Genomic DNA, 17,459 nt, shown 5'->3' with positions numbered 1-17,459 from the left:
TCTAAACACCAATCAAATCGATGACAAAAAATACACAACCGGAAACAATACAAAAAACGATACCAAAGAGTATAGCGGCATTATTTTCTATGTTTGTCCATTTGTGTCTTCGGGTACAACGTCTCATCAGACAATTGCTGTTTTCTAGTCTTACACGCCGTATTGTTATACTTAATATTGCTGCTCTTGCCGTTCTGGTGACAGGCATTTTATACCTTAATCAGTTTCGTGATGGTTTAATTGAAGCGCAAGTAAAAAGTTTATGCACCCAAGGAAAACTAATCGCTGGAGCCATTGCCGCTTCTGCAACCGTAGATACAGATTCTATTTTTATTGAACCTAAAAAGCTTTTAGAATTACAGGCTGGAGAAAGTATCACACCCACACCCCAATCAACTGACTCTTGGGACTTTCCTATTAATTCTGAACGGGTTGCCCTCCTTTTACGATATCTCATCACACCGCAAACAACAAGAGTGCGTATTTATGATCGTGATGCTACTTTACTTCTTGATTCGCGTGTTCTTTATTCGAGTGGTGAAGTTTTTAGCTATAATTTACCCCCACTTAAAACTGAACAAAACATTTGGCAACGTCTTACATTATGGTTTTCAAATGTATTTTATGGAAAGGGTATCACGGTTGATAAAGAGCAAACAAAAAACAGTGATATTGCTCACCCTGAATTGCACCAAGCATTAAAGGGAACTCTTACTACCGCCAAACGGCGCAATAGACAAGGTCAACTCATCGTTTCTGTTGCCGTACCTGTTCAACGCTATCGTACGGTGGTAGGAGCGCTTCTTCTTTCAACCGTAAATGCAGATATAGATGACATTGTAAAGGATCAAAGACTCGTTATTTTAAAAATCTTTGCCGTTGTATGTAGCGTGCTTTTGGTACTTTCCCTCTTTTTAGCCCACACGATTGCGCATCCTTTAAGCAAACTCTCTGCTTCTGCCAACCGTGTGCGTAATGGCAATAATAAACGTATAGAAATTCCTGATTTTTCAATGCGTGAGGATGAAATTGGCCATCTTTCATCCTCTATTCGTAATATGACCAATGCTCTTTATATGCGTATTGAGGCCATCGAACGTTTTGCTGCAGATGTAAGTCACGAATTAAAAAATCCCCTTACCTCACTACGGAGTGCTGTTGAAACGCTACCTTTGGCTAAAAATGAAGAAGCGCAAGAGCAGTTATTGGAAATTATTCAACATGATGTGCACCGTCTTAACCGTTTAATTACTGATATTTCTGACGCATCCCGACTAGATGCAGAGCTTGCGCGTGAAACAGCACAGATTGTTGATATGAGACTGCTTTTGGAAAGTCTTGTTCGTGCTGTTCAAGAAGTATATCGGAATACACAAGTCATTGATATAAGCCTTAATATTATCCCACGTCCTCATGGAAAAGCCTATTTTGTTTTGGGTTACGAACTTCGTTTGGGACAAGTCATTTCCAATATCATTGAAAACGCACGTTCTTTTATTCCCCATGATAGTGGTAAAATTTCTATAACTATGAAAAGTCAGGCTTCAACTCTCATTTTAACGATTGAAGACAATGGACCTGGTATTCGTTCAGAGAATATTGAACGTATTTTTGAACGTTTCTACACGGATCGACCAAATGAAGATACTTTTGGGCAAAATTCAGGACTCGGACTTTCTATTAGTCGACAAATTATCGAAGCACATAATGGGACAATTACAGCCGAAAATATTATTGATCCTAAATTTAAAAAGAATAAAATTGGTGCACGCTTTATTATTATGCTTCCCTTAGCAAAATAAATCTTTTATCCAAATAAAAGGTATGAAAACAGAAAATGAAATATTGCACGCAAATTGCCTCCACCTAGGAGGAAAGGGATTGCTCGTTATAGGTCCATCAGGATCAGGAAAATCGACCCTCACTCTTTCTTTGCTTGACCGTGCTAAATGGTCAAAACGTGAAGCAAAACTTATCAGTGATGATTATACTCTTCTCCGTGTAAAAAATGGAAAACTCTACGGATACACTCCTGAAGGTTTACAAGGTGGTATTGAAATTCGCGGTGCTGGCCTTTACGCGATAGAGTTTGAAACACAAACAACTATCGATTGCGTTGTTCTTCTAGGACCTGAATATGAACGCTTTTCCACAAACCAGACTTTTCAATTTGCAGATATACATATTCCTCTTTTAAAACTTCCTAGCCTTCATGAAGCCGATTGCACAGCCATTTGTCAGGCTATTGAAGCCTTCTTTTTTAGAAAAATATGGTGCAAATCTGTCTAATTTTTTCAAATAAGAAAAAAATCACTCTTTTTGCCTTTTTTTTGCAAATTTTTCTTGGCAGCAGTACAAAGTCTTGTAAAATACTCTTTCCTCCAATATGGTTGGATCTTTAGTTAACAGGAGTTTGTGTAAATGATTGGACTCGTGCTTGTAATGCACGGCGAGCTGGCTATTGAATTTCTACATGCTGTAGAACATGTTGTTGGAGCACAAGAAAAATTCGCAACAATATGTGTCTATCCTGATGATGACCTAGATCAGCGCCGAAGTGATATTGTAGCCGCAGTTTCCTCTACAGATACAAACCATGGCGTGATTATATTAACAGACGTATTCGGTGGAACACCATCAAATATGGCTATTCCTGCTATTGAAAAGGGACGTGTTGAAATGATTGCCGGTGTTAATTTGCCTATGCTCATTAAACTGATTTCTATTCGCCAATGTCCTGATATTTCATTATCAGAAGCTTTAAGAATAGCACAAGAAGCGGGGCGTAAATATATTAATGTACCAGTATGATTTTATAGCGGATAATAAACACTGATGCTTTCCAAAAACCCTCTTCCCTCTCAACTAAGTCGTCATTTCAATATTTGTAATAAACGTGGACTGCATGCACGTGCTTCTGCGAAATTTGTCCAAACTGTTGACAATTTCAACGCCATTGTTGAAGTTGAAAAAGATGGCAAAATCGTTGGTGGCTCATCAATTATGGGACTGATGATGTTAGCGGCTTCATCTGGTTGCAATCTTACCGTCCGAGTTTCAGGACCAGAGGCAACGGATGCTCTCAATGCTCTTGAAACGCTGATAAACAATAAGTTTGGAGAAGAACACTAAAGTTCTTCACAAGAAAAAACATCATGATTATTCTCGAGATAAGAAAGTTTTCTCCCATCATGATATGGGTTGATTTGCTTGTTTGTCTCTTCAAAATACCAATGTCCATTATATGATTGATATCACGGTTATCGTGAGTATAGCTTAGAACCATTGTGCTGTGCACAATATTTGTATTCGTGTTCTTTTACCAATAATATTTGAATGTTTGTTGCATATTATAGCTGCTAACAACTTACAACGCATTGATTTATAATGATAATTTACTGTTTTGCATATTGAATTAGACCCCCGAATATTGTAAGATTTTCTCATTTCAAATCATTTCATATTGAATCAATTAAAGTCACTTATTTGCACGTCATAAGCGGGGTTATCATGTGGGAAAAAACCGTTTAGAAAGGAACAAAAATGCCCCCTATGAACCGTCTCAATACCAAGGGTTGTCGCAACATTGGGGAGCGGCAAATAGTATGATAGTGCCGGCTTGTACCTTCATAAGCGTAAAGATGGTGGTGCTCAATGGCTTTTACGCTATACGAAGAGGTATGATTAAATTACAGAAAAAAGAGAAATATGCATCCTTCACAGAAAAGGCTTATTTTTAAGCCCCTTGAGGAAATGTCAAAGTGTTCTCATAATGAAAAATCTCTTCACTTTCCTCTTTTTAAGCTGTTGTGGTCATGAGAATAAACGCTCATCCACTGCATATTGTTACAATAAAATGCATGTAAATATAGGTTTTATTGACTGCATAATTGTTTCGTGAAGATGAATAAAGCTTACGAATCAAATTCATCGCCATTGTGGACATTTCTTAGCCATTCTTTCTCACCATAATTGTCTTATTTGAATGATATATTTGGTTTTCACAATCCGCCATTGTGCTTACTGTAACGTTTTTATTGTAAGGAGATACCATGCAACGTCTATTTAGTGCTCTTCAGATTCCTCAACAAACTACACAAGCACTCATCTCACTGCAAAATGGCTTACCGAATGCGCAGTGGATTAATCCACAAAACTTTCATATTACTTTATCTTTTTTTGGCGAAATTGAGAGCTCCGTAGCAGATGCGCTGATTTGTGCCTTTGATACAATAAAACTCCCTCCTTTTGTGCTACAACCAAGGGGATTTGAAGTTTTTGGTTCAGAAAACGCTCCCCATTCTCTCGTTGTTCGTATTGAACCTTGTAAAACTCTCAATCTTCTACACGAAAAAATGCAATCTATTCGAAACAGCTTGCACTTAACACCGGATGAAAAACAATTTACTCCACATATCACTCTTGCACGATTGCTTGCTATTAAACCTGAAGATCTTCCTCCTTATCTGTCATCTCGAGGTGATTTTTCATTTCCTTCTTTTGAAGTTGATTCTTTTGTTTTATTGTTCTCGCCATCTCCCTCAAGCAATGTCCCGTATATTGTGGAAAAAAGATGGGCACTACAAGGATAAAAGGGTGTTTCAAACACCCTTTCTCGTTCTCGGTTATCAATATCTAATTTATAAATTGCTTAATGAATACGGATTGATAATGCCTATGCTTCTGTATCAATAATGTTATTATTTATAGAATTTAGGCCGAATCAGCTTCAACAGGAGCTTCTTTTGTTCCTCTTTTGGCTACACCTACTATAGCAGGACGTAAAACACGTTCACCAATAATGTAACCGGCCTGAACAACTTGCTGAACAGTGTTATCGGGAACATCAGAGTTAGGAATCTCAAACATCGCTTGATGAAAGTGAGGATCAAATTTTTGCCCCTCTGGATGAATTTTTTGCACCCCGTGACGTTCTAATGCTGCTATCATTGCACGCTCAGTCATTTCCACACCTTCAGCTAATGTTTTCAAACCAGCGTCATTCTCTTTTGCCCCTTCTGGAATAGCCTCTAAAGCCCGATTGAGGTTATCAGAAACAGAGAGCATGTCACGTGCAAAACTCGCAATTGAATACGCCTTTGCATCCGCAACATCACGCGCGGTACGACGCCGAAGATTTTCCATATCAGCAGCAAGACGTAAAAGTTGATCTTTCAACGCTTTGTTTTCATCCTGCAAAGCAACCAAGGGGTCGATAAATTCATCTTTTTCTTCTTCAACCTCTGCACGAGATTCCGCTTCACGCGTTTTTAAAAATTCATCAGCTGCTTGTTTAAGCGCAGCACAATCCGTTGGATTCTTCAAATCGCAATTTTCAAATGAAGCGTCAGTAAATTTGTTTTTTTCATCAGACATAGAAATTCCATTCCTTCATAAGATTTATTATTCTCGATATCGAAATTTTGCAGACAAAAATCAAGAGGCATTTACGCATCTTAAAGAGAATAAGCGTTTATAGCACAAATATTCCACCTAATCGTTTTAACGCAACAGTTGCGATACAAGTTGAGCCGTATAATCAACCATAGGTACAATCCTCGCATAATTAAGTCGTGTGGGTCCAATAACCCCTAAAGCACCAATGACTCTTTGTTTTGAATCGCGATAAGGTGCTACCACTAAAGAAGAACCAGAAAGCGAAAATAACTTATTTTCTGAACCTATAAAAATACGAACCCCCGAACCTTCATCCGTTAAATCGAGAAGTTGCGCCATACTTTCACGCGTTTCAAGATCATCAAACAGATGTCTTAACCGCTCTAAATCTTCTTCTGCTTTCACATCTTCAAGCAAATTACTACGCCCACGAACAATAAGATGTATTTTATGATCGGCATCTTCTCCCCCCCAAACAGCTAATCCCGTTTCAACAAGATGATGAGATAAATGATCGAGCGCAGCACGTGTTTCTGAGCATAAACGTGCAATTTCTTCTTTTGCCTCACTCAATGTGAGTCCCTGAATATGGGCATTAAGAAAATTCGTTGCTTCTGTCAATTGCGCATGCGTAACCCCTTCTGGTAAATGCACAATACGATTTTCAACCTCACCTTGTTGTGTCACTAAAACAGCAAGAGCATGCTCTCTATCAAGGCGCACAAACTCAATATGCTTTAACGTCCCTTCTTGTTTTGTGGCTAAAACAAGCCCTGCTCCACGGGAAAGATCTGAAAGAACACGACTTGCTTGGATAAGAAAATGTTCAACTGACTGCGCATGACCAGCCTCTTTGACTTGCATTTCAATACTTTCCCGCTCCTCATTTGGCAAATCACCCGCTTCCATGAATACATCAACAAAAAATCGTAATCCTGATTGTGTTGGCATTCGTCCCGCAGAGACATGAGGTGCATAAATCAAACCAAGATGTTCAAGATCACTCATCACATTGCGAATTGTCGCAGGAGATAAAGTCTGTCGTAAAAGCCGCGAAAGATTTCGTGATCCTACAGGTTCACCATCATTAAGATAGGCTTCCACAATATGGCGAAAAATATCACGCGAACGTTCATCAAGATATTTTAGTTCATCGTCAATAGGTTTGTGTTTCATTACAATTGTTTCACTACTTTAAAAACACTTCTCTCTTATATAAACTTTGCCAAGGGTTGGTCAAATAATCTAAAGTAGTACAAAAACATATTATAATTTTATTATAAAAAAATGCTATCATAAAACAAAGGAGCATACTATTTAATCATTGGTCTCATCAAATACGAAAATTTTTCATCTCAATGGAATATCAATGATATATATAAAATCATATCGTATAAAATCCAGCAAGATGTATCTATACTGAGTATTTAAGCTCATTTTAGGTTTTTAACATCAAAGAACTCCCTTCTATCTTTGGAGAAAAATGTCTATGAGAAGCATAGCAACCGAAAAACTTGTCATTGCAACACATAACATCGGCAAATTGCACGAAATTACGGCTTTGCTTACTCCTTTTGGTTTAACGATACAATCCGCAAAGGAGCTCGGATTGCCAGAACCAAAAGAAACAGGAACAACATTTGAAGAAAATGCCTATATCAAAGCCTTTGCAGCAGCAAAAAAGACAGGACTTCCTGCTCTTTCTGATGATTCGGGCTTGGAAGTAGATGCATTGGACGGCGCACCGGGTGTTTATACAGCTGACCTTGCTCTTCAACCCGATGGTACACGTAATTTTGCAAAAGCTATGCAAAAAATAGAAGATGAACTGCAAAAAATTGGAGCGCTTAAAAAAAGCCAACGGAAATGCCGATTTATATCGGTCATTTGTATCGCATGGCCTAATGGCTATGCAGACTATTTCCAAGGCAGCGTTGAAGGAACATTTATTTGGCCCCCACGTGGAGATAAAGGTTTTGGTTTCGACCCCATTTTTTTACCAGATGGATATGAAAAGACCTTTGGTGAAATGTCAACGGAGCAAAAACACGGTTGGAAACTCAATGATAAAACACCTCTCTCGCATCGTGCACGTGCTTTCAAGCTTTTAGCAGAAAACCTTTTGACAGTCTCATGAATGAATTTTTTGGCATTTATATTCATTGGCCCTTTTGCGCAACAAAATGTCCTTATTGTGATTTTAATTCACATGTGCGGATTCATGGCGTTGATCAACCACGTTTTGTAACCGCCTTTGAACGCGAAATAGAAACGCAATATCATAAAATAGGTCCACGGCGTATTACCAGTATTTTTATTGGTGGAGGAACGCCTTCTCTTATGATGCCTCAAACTGTTGATGCCTTATTGCAAGCACTTGCAAAAAAGTGGACAATCGATGATAAAGTTGAAATTACACTGGAAGCTAATCCATCAAGTGTGGAAGCAGAACGCTTTCGCGGGTATCGCGCAGCAGGTGTTAACCGCTTGTCTCTAGGGGTTCAAGCGCTCAATGATAAAGCATTGCGAAAACTTGGCCGTCTTCATGATGTGAAACAGGCTCTTCACGCTATTGCTTTGGCACGCGAAATCTTTCCACGTTTATCCTTTGATCTCATTTATGCCCGCCCTGAACAAACGTTAGAGCAATGGAAATCTGAACTGTTTCAAGCGCTTGATTTGGCAGCAGATCATCTTTCTCTCTACCAACTCACAATCGAAGATGGAACCGCTTTTAAACGGCTTCATGCCGCAGGAAGACTTATCCTTCCCACTTCAGAACTTGCAGCAGACCTCTACCATCTTACTCAAGAAATTACTGCGACACACGGACTGCTAGCCTATGAAATCTCAAATCATGCAATCCCGGGTGCCGAATCGGCACACAATCTTCTCTATTGGCGTTATCATGAATATGCAGGCTTTGGTCCAGGAGCTCATGGGCGTTTTATTGAACATACCCCGAATCACTCCCCTCCCTCTTCAAAAGCATCTATCTCTCAAGTTGAAAACTGTAAACGTTATGTCACAATAAATGAAAAACACCCTGAAAGTTGGCTCGAATTGGTAGAAACAACAGGGCATGGCTGTATTGAAACAGAACAATTAACCCCATTACAACAAGCAAATGAAATGCTCCTCATGGGACTGCGTCTTTGCGAAGGCTTGGACCTTCCACGTTATGAAACCTTAAACCCAAAGAGCTTACCAATGGAAAAGCTTATCGATTTACAACAACAAGGACTTATAGAAATATCCGGAAACCAGCGCTTAAAAGCAACAAGCAAAGGACGTATTCTTCTTGACCACATCATTAGCCAATTAGCAAACTAAAATCTCTATGATGTTATCTGCCATTACATCTACTTCATTGCATAATCTTTATGGTTTTCAATTTGAGAGGCAGATTCTTTAAAAGGTAATCACTTTGTCTGCGCAAAAAAATCAATAATGAAACGTTCATAAATAGAAGTGAGGGTTTCCAATGCCTCAAGAGTTACACACTCATCCACCATATGCATTGTTTGCCCCGGTAGACCGAATTCAACCACTGGGCAATAATCCTTAATAAATCGCGCATCGGAAGTTCCCCCCGAAGTTGAACATTCTGGTATAGTTCCGGTTATATCTTTAATAGCATTTGATAAAGTTGTAACGAGTTGATCATTGTTGGTCAAAAAAACATCTCCCAAACTTGGAATCCATTCAAGCTGATAGTAGGGGTATTGATTCTTGTTGTTGTTTGACTCTACTGAAGCAAGACGTTTTTCAATCTCTGTCTTGAGCGTTTCTTTTGTCCAGAGATCGTTGTAACGTATATTAAAACGAACCGTTGTTTGTGCTGGAATAACATTTGCTACACAATTACCCGTATCAATCGTTGTCAATTCCAAATTACTTGGTTGAAAATTTTCTGTCCCTTGATCCAAAGCCGTTTGTATTAATGCTTGAATAAGCCTACTTGCTAAAGGCAATGGATTAGCTGCCCGTTCAGGAAATGCCACATGACCTTGGCGACCTTTCACTGTAATGATACCAGAAATTGACCCTCGGCGACCAATCTTTATGATATCACCAATAAATTTTACGCTTGTCGGTTCTCCCACAAGTGCCGCAGTCCATTTTTCACCTTTTTGTTCTGCCCATTTGAGAAGTTTAACCGTACCGTTAATGGCAGGACCTTCTTCATCACCCGTAATCAGAAGACTTACTGTCCCTTTAAGAGGCTGTTTTTCAACAACTCGCGCCAACGCCGCAACAAAACAAGCAATCCCGCCCTTCATATCAACAGCGCCTCGCCCGTATAATTTCCCTTGATCTACGACAGCTTCAAAAGGAGGATACGTCCAATTTTCCAACGCACCTGGTGGCACAACATCCGTATGACCAGCAAACATCAGATGCGGACCACTCTCCCCCATTTTCGCATAAAGATTTTCCACATCTTCGGTATTTTTATCCGCAAAAATAGGACGTTCGACACAAAATCCTATCTCTTTTAAAAATCGCTCCAAAGTTGATAAGACGCCCGCCTCATGAGGTGTAACCGAAGGGCAACGAATAAGTGCCTGTAAGAGCTGAAGGGGATCTGTAAGAACAGGCATAAGCGCTTTTCCAATCTGAATTTTAAAATTATCCAAGATTATTAAGCTGAATTATCCAAAAGATAAAGAAAAAACATTGAAGACACTCAACAAACCAAGTAGGGGAAGACAATCGTGCTGAGCGCTTCAATGAATTCCTCATCATACGATGAAGCACCTACATAATGGAAAGCGCAATAAAAAGTTCCATCAAAGAGTGTTCTCTTCAAAACTCCTCCACATTTTCAAATCCATCCAACCTATGCGAATGAAAATTAATCGCTTGAAGCATACGACCATTTTCCTTCAACCAAGTGCGATGTTTTTGACTTTCTGGACAAAGCTTTTCACAAAGAGCCCAAAATTTTGGTCCGTGATTCATTTCAACAAGATGGGCAACCTCATGTGCGACAACATATTCAACAATTTCTTTTGGTGCCATAATAAGGCGCCAAGAAAAAGAAAGACGCTTGTCTATTGAACAAGATCCCCAACGGCTTTTCGTATCTTTATAGCTAATGGACTTTACTTTACGCTCTACTTTCTGTGCATAATATGCAACCAATGGCGTTATAGTAAGAGCAGCCTGTTTTTTTAAAATATCCGCAATACGCCTTGGCAAATATTCTAATTGACCATAAACAATAATTTGCGGTTCTTGTCCTACATCCCCGGCAATGATTTCCGTCACCCCACGCCCTGTCTTATGCCTTATCGTATGTGAAACCCCTAATAAAGGAACTGTAGCACCCTCTTTGAGATAAGAATTTTCATGAGAAATTTTTACACAAGTAAGACGCGCTTCAATCCAAGATCGGTGTTTTTCAATAAAACTTTGAACTGAACAACGACTTATCGCTGGTGGTGTTATGACACAAATCTTCTGCCCGCTCGCCTCAACGCGCAATGTAAGGCGACGCGCGCCCCTATGTTCACGTATCTGTAGAGGCACAACGCGACCAGAGAAAATAAAATGCTGTTCAGAAATGGTCATATATTATATCTTCATCATCAATGAATTTGATCCTCTCTATTAATTCGGTCTATCAATGACCTCAACACCATTTCAAGACAATCCGCATCTTGCGGACGCGAAAAACGATGATCTGCATCACGAACAAGTGTCAATGTCACATCATGTAAAGGCAAATGATTCAGTAGATTCAATGTATGTTGATAGGGTATCTCAACATCTTCCATCCCTTGTAAGATATGGATTGGGCATCCAACATCAATGCATCCCTTCATGACACAATTGTCTCGTCCATCTTCAATAAATACTTTTGTAAAGGGAACCGGTTCTGTATAACTAATTTCTGATCGTTCAATATGCTCTGTTTCTTCTAAAATTTTCCACTTTTTGCGACCCAACCCTGATTCTATCAGTGTTTTTGTAAAATCAGGAGCTGGCGCAATCAAAACCATGCCAGCAAGCCTCTTATTTTTTTGTGCGAGCATCATAGCAAGCTTTAAAGCAATCCATCCCCCCATAGAGGTACCAATCAAAATTTGTGGCCCCTCACAATAAGCTTCAAAAACTGCTAAACTTTCCTGAACCCAACGTGAAATGGTTCCTTGAAAAAAATCACCCCCTGATTCTCCATGCCCAGAATAATCAAAACGTAAGCAGGACAAATCGTTCTTCTGAGCAAAACGATCAACAAACATCACCTTATCTCCTGACATGTCCGATAGATAGCCATGAAGACAAAACAAACCTAGAGAGCTACTGCCTTTGCGGTGGCGTACGGCAAGAGCTGTATCTTTAAACGAAAAAAATTGGCAAGGAATATCATTATTCATCATTCTTTATTCTTTTTCTCTATAAAACACTTTTACTTATAAAAGAAAAATCTCCACTTCCAAACTAAACCTTAAAGTCATAAATCAAATATGAAAGAGGCACAACGCGACCAAAGAAAATAAAATGCTGTTCAGAAATGGTCATATATTATATCTTCATCAATATCTTTATCATCAATGAATTTGATCCTCTCCATTAATTCGGTCAATCAATGATCTCAATACCGTTTCAAGGCAGTCCAAATCTTGCGGACGCGAAAAGCGATGATCTGCATCACGAACGAGTGTTAATGTCACATCATGTAAAGGTAAATGATTCAATAAAGTCAATGTATGTTGATAGGGTATATCCTCATCTTCCATCCCTTGTAAGATATGGATTGGGCATCCAACATCTATACATCCCTTCATGACACAGTTGTCTCGTCCATCTTCAATGAGCGCTTTTGTAAAGGGCATCGGCTCTGCATCACCAACTGCTGGTCGCTCGATATACCCCTTTTCTTCTAAAATTCTCCATTCCTCTGGACCTAACGCTGGTTCTACCAATGTTTGCGTAAAATCAGGAGCCGGTGCAATCAATACCATACCGGCAAGCCTTTTGTTTTTCTGCGCTAGCATCATTGCAAGCTTTAGAGCTATCCACCCCCCCATAGAGGAACCAATCAAAATTTGTGGTCCTTCACAATAGGTTTCAAAAATCGCTAAACTCTCTTTAACCCAACGTGAAATCGTTCCTTGAAAAAAATCACCCCCAGACTCTCCATGACCAGAGTAATCAAAACGTAAACAAGACAGATCATTCTTCTGAGCAAAATGATCAACCAACATCGCCTTGTTTCCTAACATATCAGATTGATAGCCAGAAAGCCAAACCAAACCAGGAGAGCCACACCCTTTACGATAGCGTACCGCAAGAGCAGTGTCTTCAAATGAAAAAAATTGGCAAGGAATATTTTCATCCATTATTCTTTTCCTCTATAAAATACTTTTACTCATAAAAGAAAAATTTTGACTTCCAAATTAGACCTTAAAGTCATAAATCAAATATGAAAAAAGCACGAATTCTAGTTGTCTTTCTGTGTATAATTGTATATTAAATTACGTGTTAGATAAATCAAAATTAAGGAGCATAAACCATTCGTAGACCATTTAAAATGACACCTACCCAGAAAGATGGGCCACGTTCAAATCAAGATATTAGAGTTCCTCGCGTCCAGCTTATCAATGATGAGGGACAACATCAGGGTATTGTTGCAATACAAGAAGCACTTGCTATGGCTGCAGAAGCAGGGCTTGATTTGGTTGAAATCGTACCAAATGCCGAACCGCCCGTGTGTAAAATTATCGATTTGGGAAAACTAAAATATCAGACCCAAAAAAAAGCAGCTGAAACACGTAAAAAACAAAAAGTCATCGAAATCAAAGAGATTAAGATGCGTCCAAATGTCGATGTCCATGATTATGGCGTTAAACTCAAAGCTATTCACCGCTTTATTGGTAATGGCGATAAAGTGAAGATTACTTTGCGTTTTCGTGGCCGTGAAATGGCGCACCAAGATCTTGGATTAAAGCTTCTTCAACGTGTTAAAGAAGATACAAGTGAAATCGCCAAAATCGAATCTGAACCAAAACTCGAAGGTCGTCAAATGATGATGGTAATAGCAGCAAAATAATTTTTATGGCAATTATGTAGAGAATACAAATTATTTAGAGTTGGTGTGTAGGGTATGATTTAAAAGCATCACAAAGTGGTGGTGCTTTTGAATAACTGGTTGATATGTATCAGAATCTTTATTGAATAAACGGCTTTTTTTATATTAAAGACTAAATCTCTTTGAATGAGAGTGCTTCAATCTTGCATAAAAGAACAATAAAATATAGAAGCGCTTCATGATCAAAAAACAAATTTCTACTTTTGATAAACATCTTATCATTCGACTTTTGCGGGAAAATTTTTATAAGCATGCGCGTTGGTATAGTGCAGCGATTTTTTCGATGATCATTATTTCTGCTACAACTGCGGCTAGCGCATGGATTATGCGTGATGTTGTCAACTCTATTATTGATGCGCAAAATTTTGCTCTGATTGTTTTAATTTCTAGTATCATTGCTTTCATTTTTATTCTCAAAGGAATGGCGACTTTTGCTCAAACTTACTTCTTGAGTAAAGCAGGTAACAGCATCGTTGCTGAACAACAGCGTAAAATTTATGCACGTCTTATGGAACAGGGCGTCTCTTTTTATCACAACAACACTTCATCTGACCTGCTTGTCCGTGTAACCCACAATGCGACGGCCATACGTAATATCATTGATACAATTATCACAACTTTTGTGCGTGATTTGCTTTCCGTTAGTGGCCTGTTGCTTGTCATGTTGATTCAAAATTTTACGTTGATTGCCATTACCTTAATAGTGGGACCACTAGCTTTTTTCGGAGTCCGCATGGCTTTAAAACATGTTCGTAGTCTTGTGGAAAAAGAACTTCTGTCAATTGGTGAAATTATCAAGATTGTACAAGAAAGTTCTATTGGTATTCGAGTCATTAAGGCTTTTTCATTAGAAGAACTCATGAAAAAACGTATGGAAAAAGCCATTTGTAATGTTGAAAAACAAGCAAATACTATTGCAACGCTTCAAGCCATTACAAATCCGATTATGGAAACACTCGCTGGTGTTGCTATTGCCGGTATTATCTGTTTTTCCGGGTATCTTGCTACCCAACGTACAGGTGTTCAAGGGGAATTCATGTCCTTTATTGTCGCCTTGCTTCTTGCTTACGAACCAGCAAAAAGGCTGGCAAATGTACGTGTTAAAATTGAAGCAGGCTTGGTTAATATCCGTACAATGTACGAAATACTCGATCATCCTCTCACGATTATAGAACATGAAACAGCTAAAGATCTGGATAAAAAACAAGGAGGCATCCGTTTTGAAAATGTTTCTTTTGCATATTCAGATAATAAAACAGTGTTGAAAGACATCAATCTAGAAATAGAACCTGGAAAAATGACCGCATTGGTAGGACCTTCCGGAACAGGAAAATCAACCCTTATTAATTTAATTATGCGCCTTTATGACCCGACACAAGGACGCATATTGATCAATGATCAAGACATCCGCTATGCGACTTTCCGTTCTCTTCGCAATTTAATAGCTTATGTAGGACAGGATACGTTTCTCTTTCAAGGAAGCATTAAATATAATATTGGACTAGGAAGAGAAGGGGCTAGTGATGATGATATCATCAAAGCAGCGAAAACAGCCAATGCCCATGACTTTATTATGGAACTCCCCAATGGGTATGATACGCAGATAGGCGATAATGGTTGTAATCTTTCGGGTGGGCAAAAACAACGAATCGCTATCGCTAGAGCAATGCTTCATGATGGTGAAATTCTCATTTTTGATGAAGCAACAAGTGCTTTAGACTCACAAACTGAAGCACAAATTAATGAAGCCCTTCATCATCTCACCAAAGGGCGCACGACTATCATCATCGCTCATCGCCTTTCAACGATTGCTCGTGCCCATAAAATTGTTGTCATACAAAACGGAAAAGTGGTTGAGCAAGGGACACAAAAAGAATTACTGAAAAAAGAAAACGGTTTTTACAAAAAACTCCATAACATCCAATTCGAAAAGCAAACATCCTAGATGTCTATACATCTCAATAAAATTTAATAGAAAAAAGGGTTAAGGACCGCATTCCCTCATAAAAAACAAGAATGTTATCTTGGAAAAGTGTAGTATTAATAGGAGCGAGCAGATAGGCGATAATGGTTGTAATCTTTCGGGTGGGCAAAAACAGCGAATCGCTATCGCTAGGGCAATGCTTCATGATGGTGAAATTCTCATTTTTGATGAAGCAACAAGTGCTTTAGACTCACAAACTGAAGCACAAATTAATGAAGCCCTTCATCATCTCACCAAAGGGCGCACGACTATCATCATCGCTCATCGCCTTTCAACGATTGCTCGTGCCCATAAAATTGTTGTCATACAAAACGGAAAAGTGGTTGAGCAAGGGACCCAAAAAGAATTACTGAAAAAAGAAAACGGTTTTTACAAAAAACTCCATAACATCCAATTCGAAAAGCAAACATCCTAGATATCTATTCATCTCAATAAAATTTAATAGAAGAAATTGATAGACAACATACTGATTTATAATGATAATTTTCTGCTTTGCCTATTGAATTAGATCTCCAAATATTGTAAGATTCTTTTATCTTAAATCATCTCATTTTGTATCAATTATAATCAATTATTTGCACATCATAAGCGAGGTTGGTGTGTGGGTAAAAAACTCTAGAGAAAGAAGCAAAAATACCTCTTATGAATCATCTAAATACCACGGGCTGTCGGAAGCTGACAAAGAGTACGATGGTGCTGGCTTGTACCAACCCACATTGAAAAGCGCGCTGACCCCTAGGGATATTTCTAAAGACACCATTAGAAAATCCCATATTTTAATAGGTTTTGAGAACTGTCCAATAGCACAAAGAAGTCAAAAATGACAAATGATGTGAGTTACGGGTGGTGCTCAATGGCTTTACCGCTATACCATTCACGGACAGCATCGTGAAATGGGCTTGGATGTGCTTTGAGAAATGTCTCTTTAAAGCAAGCGCAAGAATGTGCAACTCAATGGCGGTCTGTTTTGAATGAGAGTCGTGACCCCATTAAAGAACCATATTCCCTCATAAAAAACAAGAATGCACTTTTGGAGAAGTATTGCATAATAAGAATGACGCGTAAACATTGAGAGTTCGTTTTAAAAATTGTGAGAATTCCCATGAAAAATAAAAAACTTGTCTGCCCCTTTGTAAAAAAAATCACCTCATTTTAAAATAAAGACTCGATAGTGAGACTTTTTGTCATCTAAAATGTGATCCAATATCCATAAATATTCTCGCTAATGTGCGAAAAGAAAGCGAATATAAAGAAAAAACTTATCAATGATTATGATAATGAATCTGTAATGACCAAGACTACCCTTCTATACTTATCCCTCTATTGTTCGTTATAGATTGTGCTGCACGTTATGAGAGAAGCTTAACATGTGAAGAAGTGATAAGCAGAAGGGAAAGTATAAAACTATCTGTCATCCCCTTATCGCTTAAATAAGACAACATATTCATTTATAATGAATTTTTTTCTATTGAACGAGAAAACCAACACCGTCAAATATTCTCATTACAAATCCTTGCATTCAAAATCAGAGAAATCGGTGTGTTTGCAAGTCACAAGAGAATCAAAAAGCGTTTAAGAAAAGAATGAATATGACTCTCATGAATTTTCTCAATACATAACAAACCAGCACCAACATTACATGTCCAAGCCCCCAATGTTGCAATACCCTTTACATTAAGACGATTTCATTAAAGGTATTTTTACGCCTTCTTCTCGTGTTTTTATCCACGCGATAATTTCACTTGTGATGTCCAAGGGAATGGTTTCGATTACTTCAGCATAAGCAGATTTGAAATGAGAAAACCTTAGGATATTCGGGTCTCTTATTCAACATGCAAAGCCATGAATTATCATTATAAATCAATTCTTTTCCACATTGTAGGCTGGAAAAGGAAACAATGACTCTAGCCACTCGCTTAGAACCGTAAAAGAGAGTGATAACTCATGGAGTTTGTATTCTATCATTTATTCATGGGC

General features: G+C 38.5%; 16 protein-coding genes and 2 pseudogenes. 12 read left to right on the top strand and 6 right to left on the bottom strand.

Going from position 1 to position 17,459, the window contains the following annotated elements; all coding sequences use genetic code 11:
- Positions 1-20: 20 nt before the first annotated feature.
- The 6 genes and pseudogenes from LNM86_RS12430 to thpR all read left to right on the top strand — a co-directional run bounded on the left by LNM86_RS12430 (position 21) and on the right by thpR (position 4,592).
- On the top strand, positions 21-1,802 hold the full coding sequence (locus tag LNM86_RS12430) for a sensor histidine kinase (RefSeq protein ID WP_241437911.1): 1,782 nt from the start codon (positions 21-23) through the stop codon (positions 1,800-1,802).
- A gap of 22 nt (positions 1,803-1,824) precedes the next feature.
- The gene (locus tag LNM86_RS12425; protein WP_241437910.1) at positions 1,825-2,289 is read left to right on the top strand and encodes an HPr kinase/phosphatase C-terminal domain-containing protein; all 465 of its coding nucleotides are present in this window, start codon (positions 1,825-1,827) and stop codon (positions 2,287-2,289) included.
- Between the two features lie 132 nt (positions 2,290-2,421).
- Complete coding sequence (locus LNM86_RS12420; protein WP_241437909.1) at positions 2,422-2,811, top strand: PTS sugar transporter subunit IIA; 390 nt, start codon at positions 2,422-2,424, stop codon at positions 2,809-2,811.
- A gap of 24 nt (positions 2,812-2,835) precedes the next feature.
- Entirely contained in the window at positions 2,836-3,132 is a 297-nt protein-coding gene (locus LNM86_RS12415; protein ID WP_241437908.1) for an HPr family phosphocarrier protein, read from the top strand.
- 411 nt (positions 3,133-3,543) lie between these two features.
- A pseudogene (locus LNM86_RS13050) lies at positions 3,544-3,673 on the top strand (integrase); the annotation flags it as partial.
- Positions 3,674-4,052: 379 nt separating this feature from the next.
- On the top strand, positions 4,053-4,592 hold the full coding sequence (gene thpR, locus LNM86_RS12405) for an RNA 2',3'-cyclic phosphodiesterase (protein ID WP_241437906.1): 540 nt from the start codon (positions 4,053-4,055) through the stop codon (positions 4,590-4,592).
- A gap of 121 nt (positions 4,593-4,713) precedes the next feature.
- On the opposite strand, the gene grpE is transcribed toward thpR, so the two are convergent.
- Both grpE and hrcA read right to left on the bottom strand, forming a co-directional pair.
- Positions 4,714-5,376, bottom strand: a complete 663-nt coding sequence (gene grpE / locus LNM86_RS12400; protein WP_241437905.1) for a nucleotide exchange factor GrpE — start codon at positions 5,374-5,376, stop codon at positions 4,714-4,716.
- 126 nt (positions 5,377-5,502) lie between these two features.
- Entirely contained in the window at positions 5,503-6,573 is a 1,071-nt protein-coding gene (gene hrcA, locus LNM86_RS12395) for a heat-inducible transcriptional repressor HrcA (RefSeq protein ID WP_241437904.1), read from the bottom strand.
- A 313-nt stretch (positions 6,574-6,886) separates the two neighbouring features.
- Between hrcA and rdgB the strand changes: the two genes are divergently transcribed.
- Both rdgB and hemW read left to right on the top strand, forming a co-directional pair.
- The gene (rdgB, locus tag LNM86_RS12390; protein WP_241439026.1) at positions 6,887-7,534 is read left to right on the top strand and encodes an RdgB/HAM1 family non-canonical purine NTP pyrophosphatase; all 648 of its coding nucleotides are present in this window, start codon (positions 6,887-6,889) and stop codon (positions 7,532-7,534) included.
- The gene (hemW, locus tag LNM86_RS12385) at positions 7,531-8,730 is read left to right on the top strand and encodes a radical SAM family heme chaperone HemW (protein WP_241437903.1); all 1,200 of its coding nucleotides are present in this window, start codon (positions 7,531-7,533) and stop codon (positions 8,728-8,730) included. Before rdgB ends, hemW begins: the two co-directional genes overlap by 4 nt.
- Positions 8,731-8,819: 89 nt before the next feature.
- On the opposite strand, the gene dapE is transcribed toward hemW, so the two are convergent.
- The 4 genes from dapE to LNM86_RS12365 form a co-directional block, all read right to left on the bottom strand.
- The gene (gene dapE / locus LNM86_RS12380) at positions 8,820-10,001 is read right to left on the bottom strand and encodes a succinyl-diaminopimelate desuccinylase (protein WP_241437902.1); all 1,182 of its coding nucleotides are present in this window, start codon (positions 9,999-10,001) and stop codon (positions 8,820-8,822) included.
- Between the two features lie 205 nt (positions 10,002-10,206).
- On the bottom strand, positions 10,207-10,974 hold the full coding sequence (locus LNM86_RS12375; protein ID WP_241437901.1) for a M48 family metallopeptidase: 768 nt from the start codon (positions 10,972-10,974) through the stop codon (positions 10,207-10,209).
- A gap of 17 nt (positions 10,975-10,991) precedes the next feature.
- On the bottom strand, positions 10,992-11,783 hold the full coding sequence (locus LNM86_RS12370; protein ID WP_241439025.1) for an alpha/beta hydrolase: 792 nt from the start codon (positions 11,781-11,783) through the stop codon (positions 10,992-10,994).
- Between the two features lie 174 nt (positions 11,784-11,957).
- Complete coding sequence (locus tag LNM86_RS12365; protein ID WP_241437900.1) at positions 11,958-12,749, bottom strand: alpha/beta hydrolase; 792 nt, start codon at positions 12,747-12,749, stop codon at positions 11,958-11,960.
- Positions 12,750-12,940: 191 nt separating this feature from the next.
- On the opposite strand from LNM86_RS12365, the gene infC reads away from it, so the two are divergent.
- From infC to LNM86_RS12345, 4 genes and pseudogenes are all read left to right on the top strand, one after another.
- Positions 12,941-13,459, top strand: coding sequence for a translation initiation factor IF-3 (gene infC / locus LNM86_RS12360; RefSeq protein ID WP_241437899.1), 519 nt, complete (start codon positions 12,941-12,943; stop codon positions 13,457-13,459).
- Between the two features lie 217 nt (positions 13,460-13,676).
- Entirely contained in the window at positions 13,677-15,443 is a 1,767-nt protein-coding gene (locus tag LNM86_RS12355) for an ABC transporter ATP-binding protein (RefSeq protein WP_241437898.1), read from the top strand.
- 58 nt (positions 15,444-15,501) lie between these two features.
- Positions 15,502-15,897 carry an ATP-binding cassette domain-containing protein gene (locus LNM86_RS12350; RefSeq protein WP_256460926.1) on the top strand — a complete coding sequence of 132 codons (396 nt, stop codon included), beginning with the start codon at positions 15,502-15,504 and terminating at the stop codon, positions 15,895-15,897.
- 427 nt (positions 15,898-16,324) lie between these two features.
- Positions 16,325-16,479: pseudogene (locus tag LNM86_RS12345) on the top strand (integrase arm-type DNA-binding domain-containing protein); the annotation flags it as partial.
- Positions 16,480-17,459: the final 980 nt, after the last annotated feature.

The sequence above is a fragment of the Bartonella machadoae genome (genome assembly GCF_022559585.1).
Taxonomy (GTDB): domain Bacteria; phylum Pseudomonadota; class Alphaproteobacteria; order Rhizobiales; family Rhizobiaceae; genus Bartonella; species Bartonella machadoae.
This window is presented reverse-complemented; position numbering and strand designations above follow the sequence as displayed.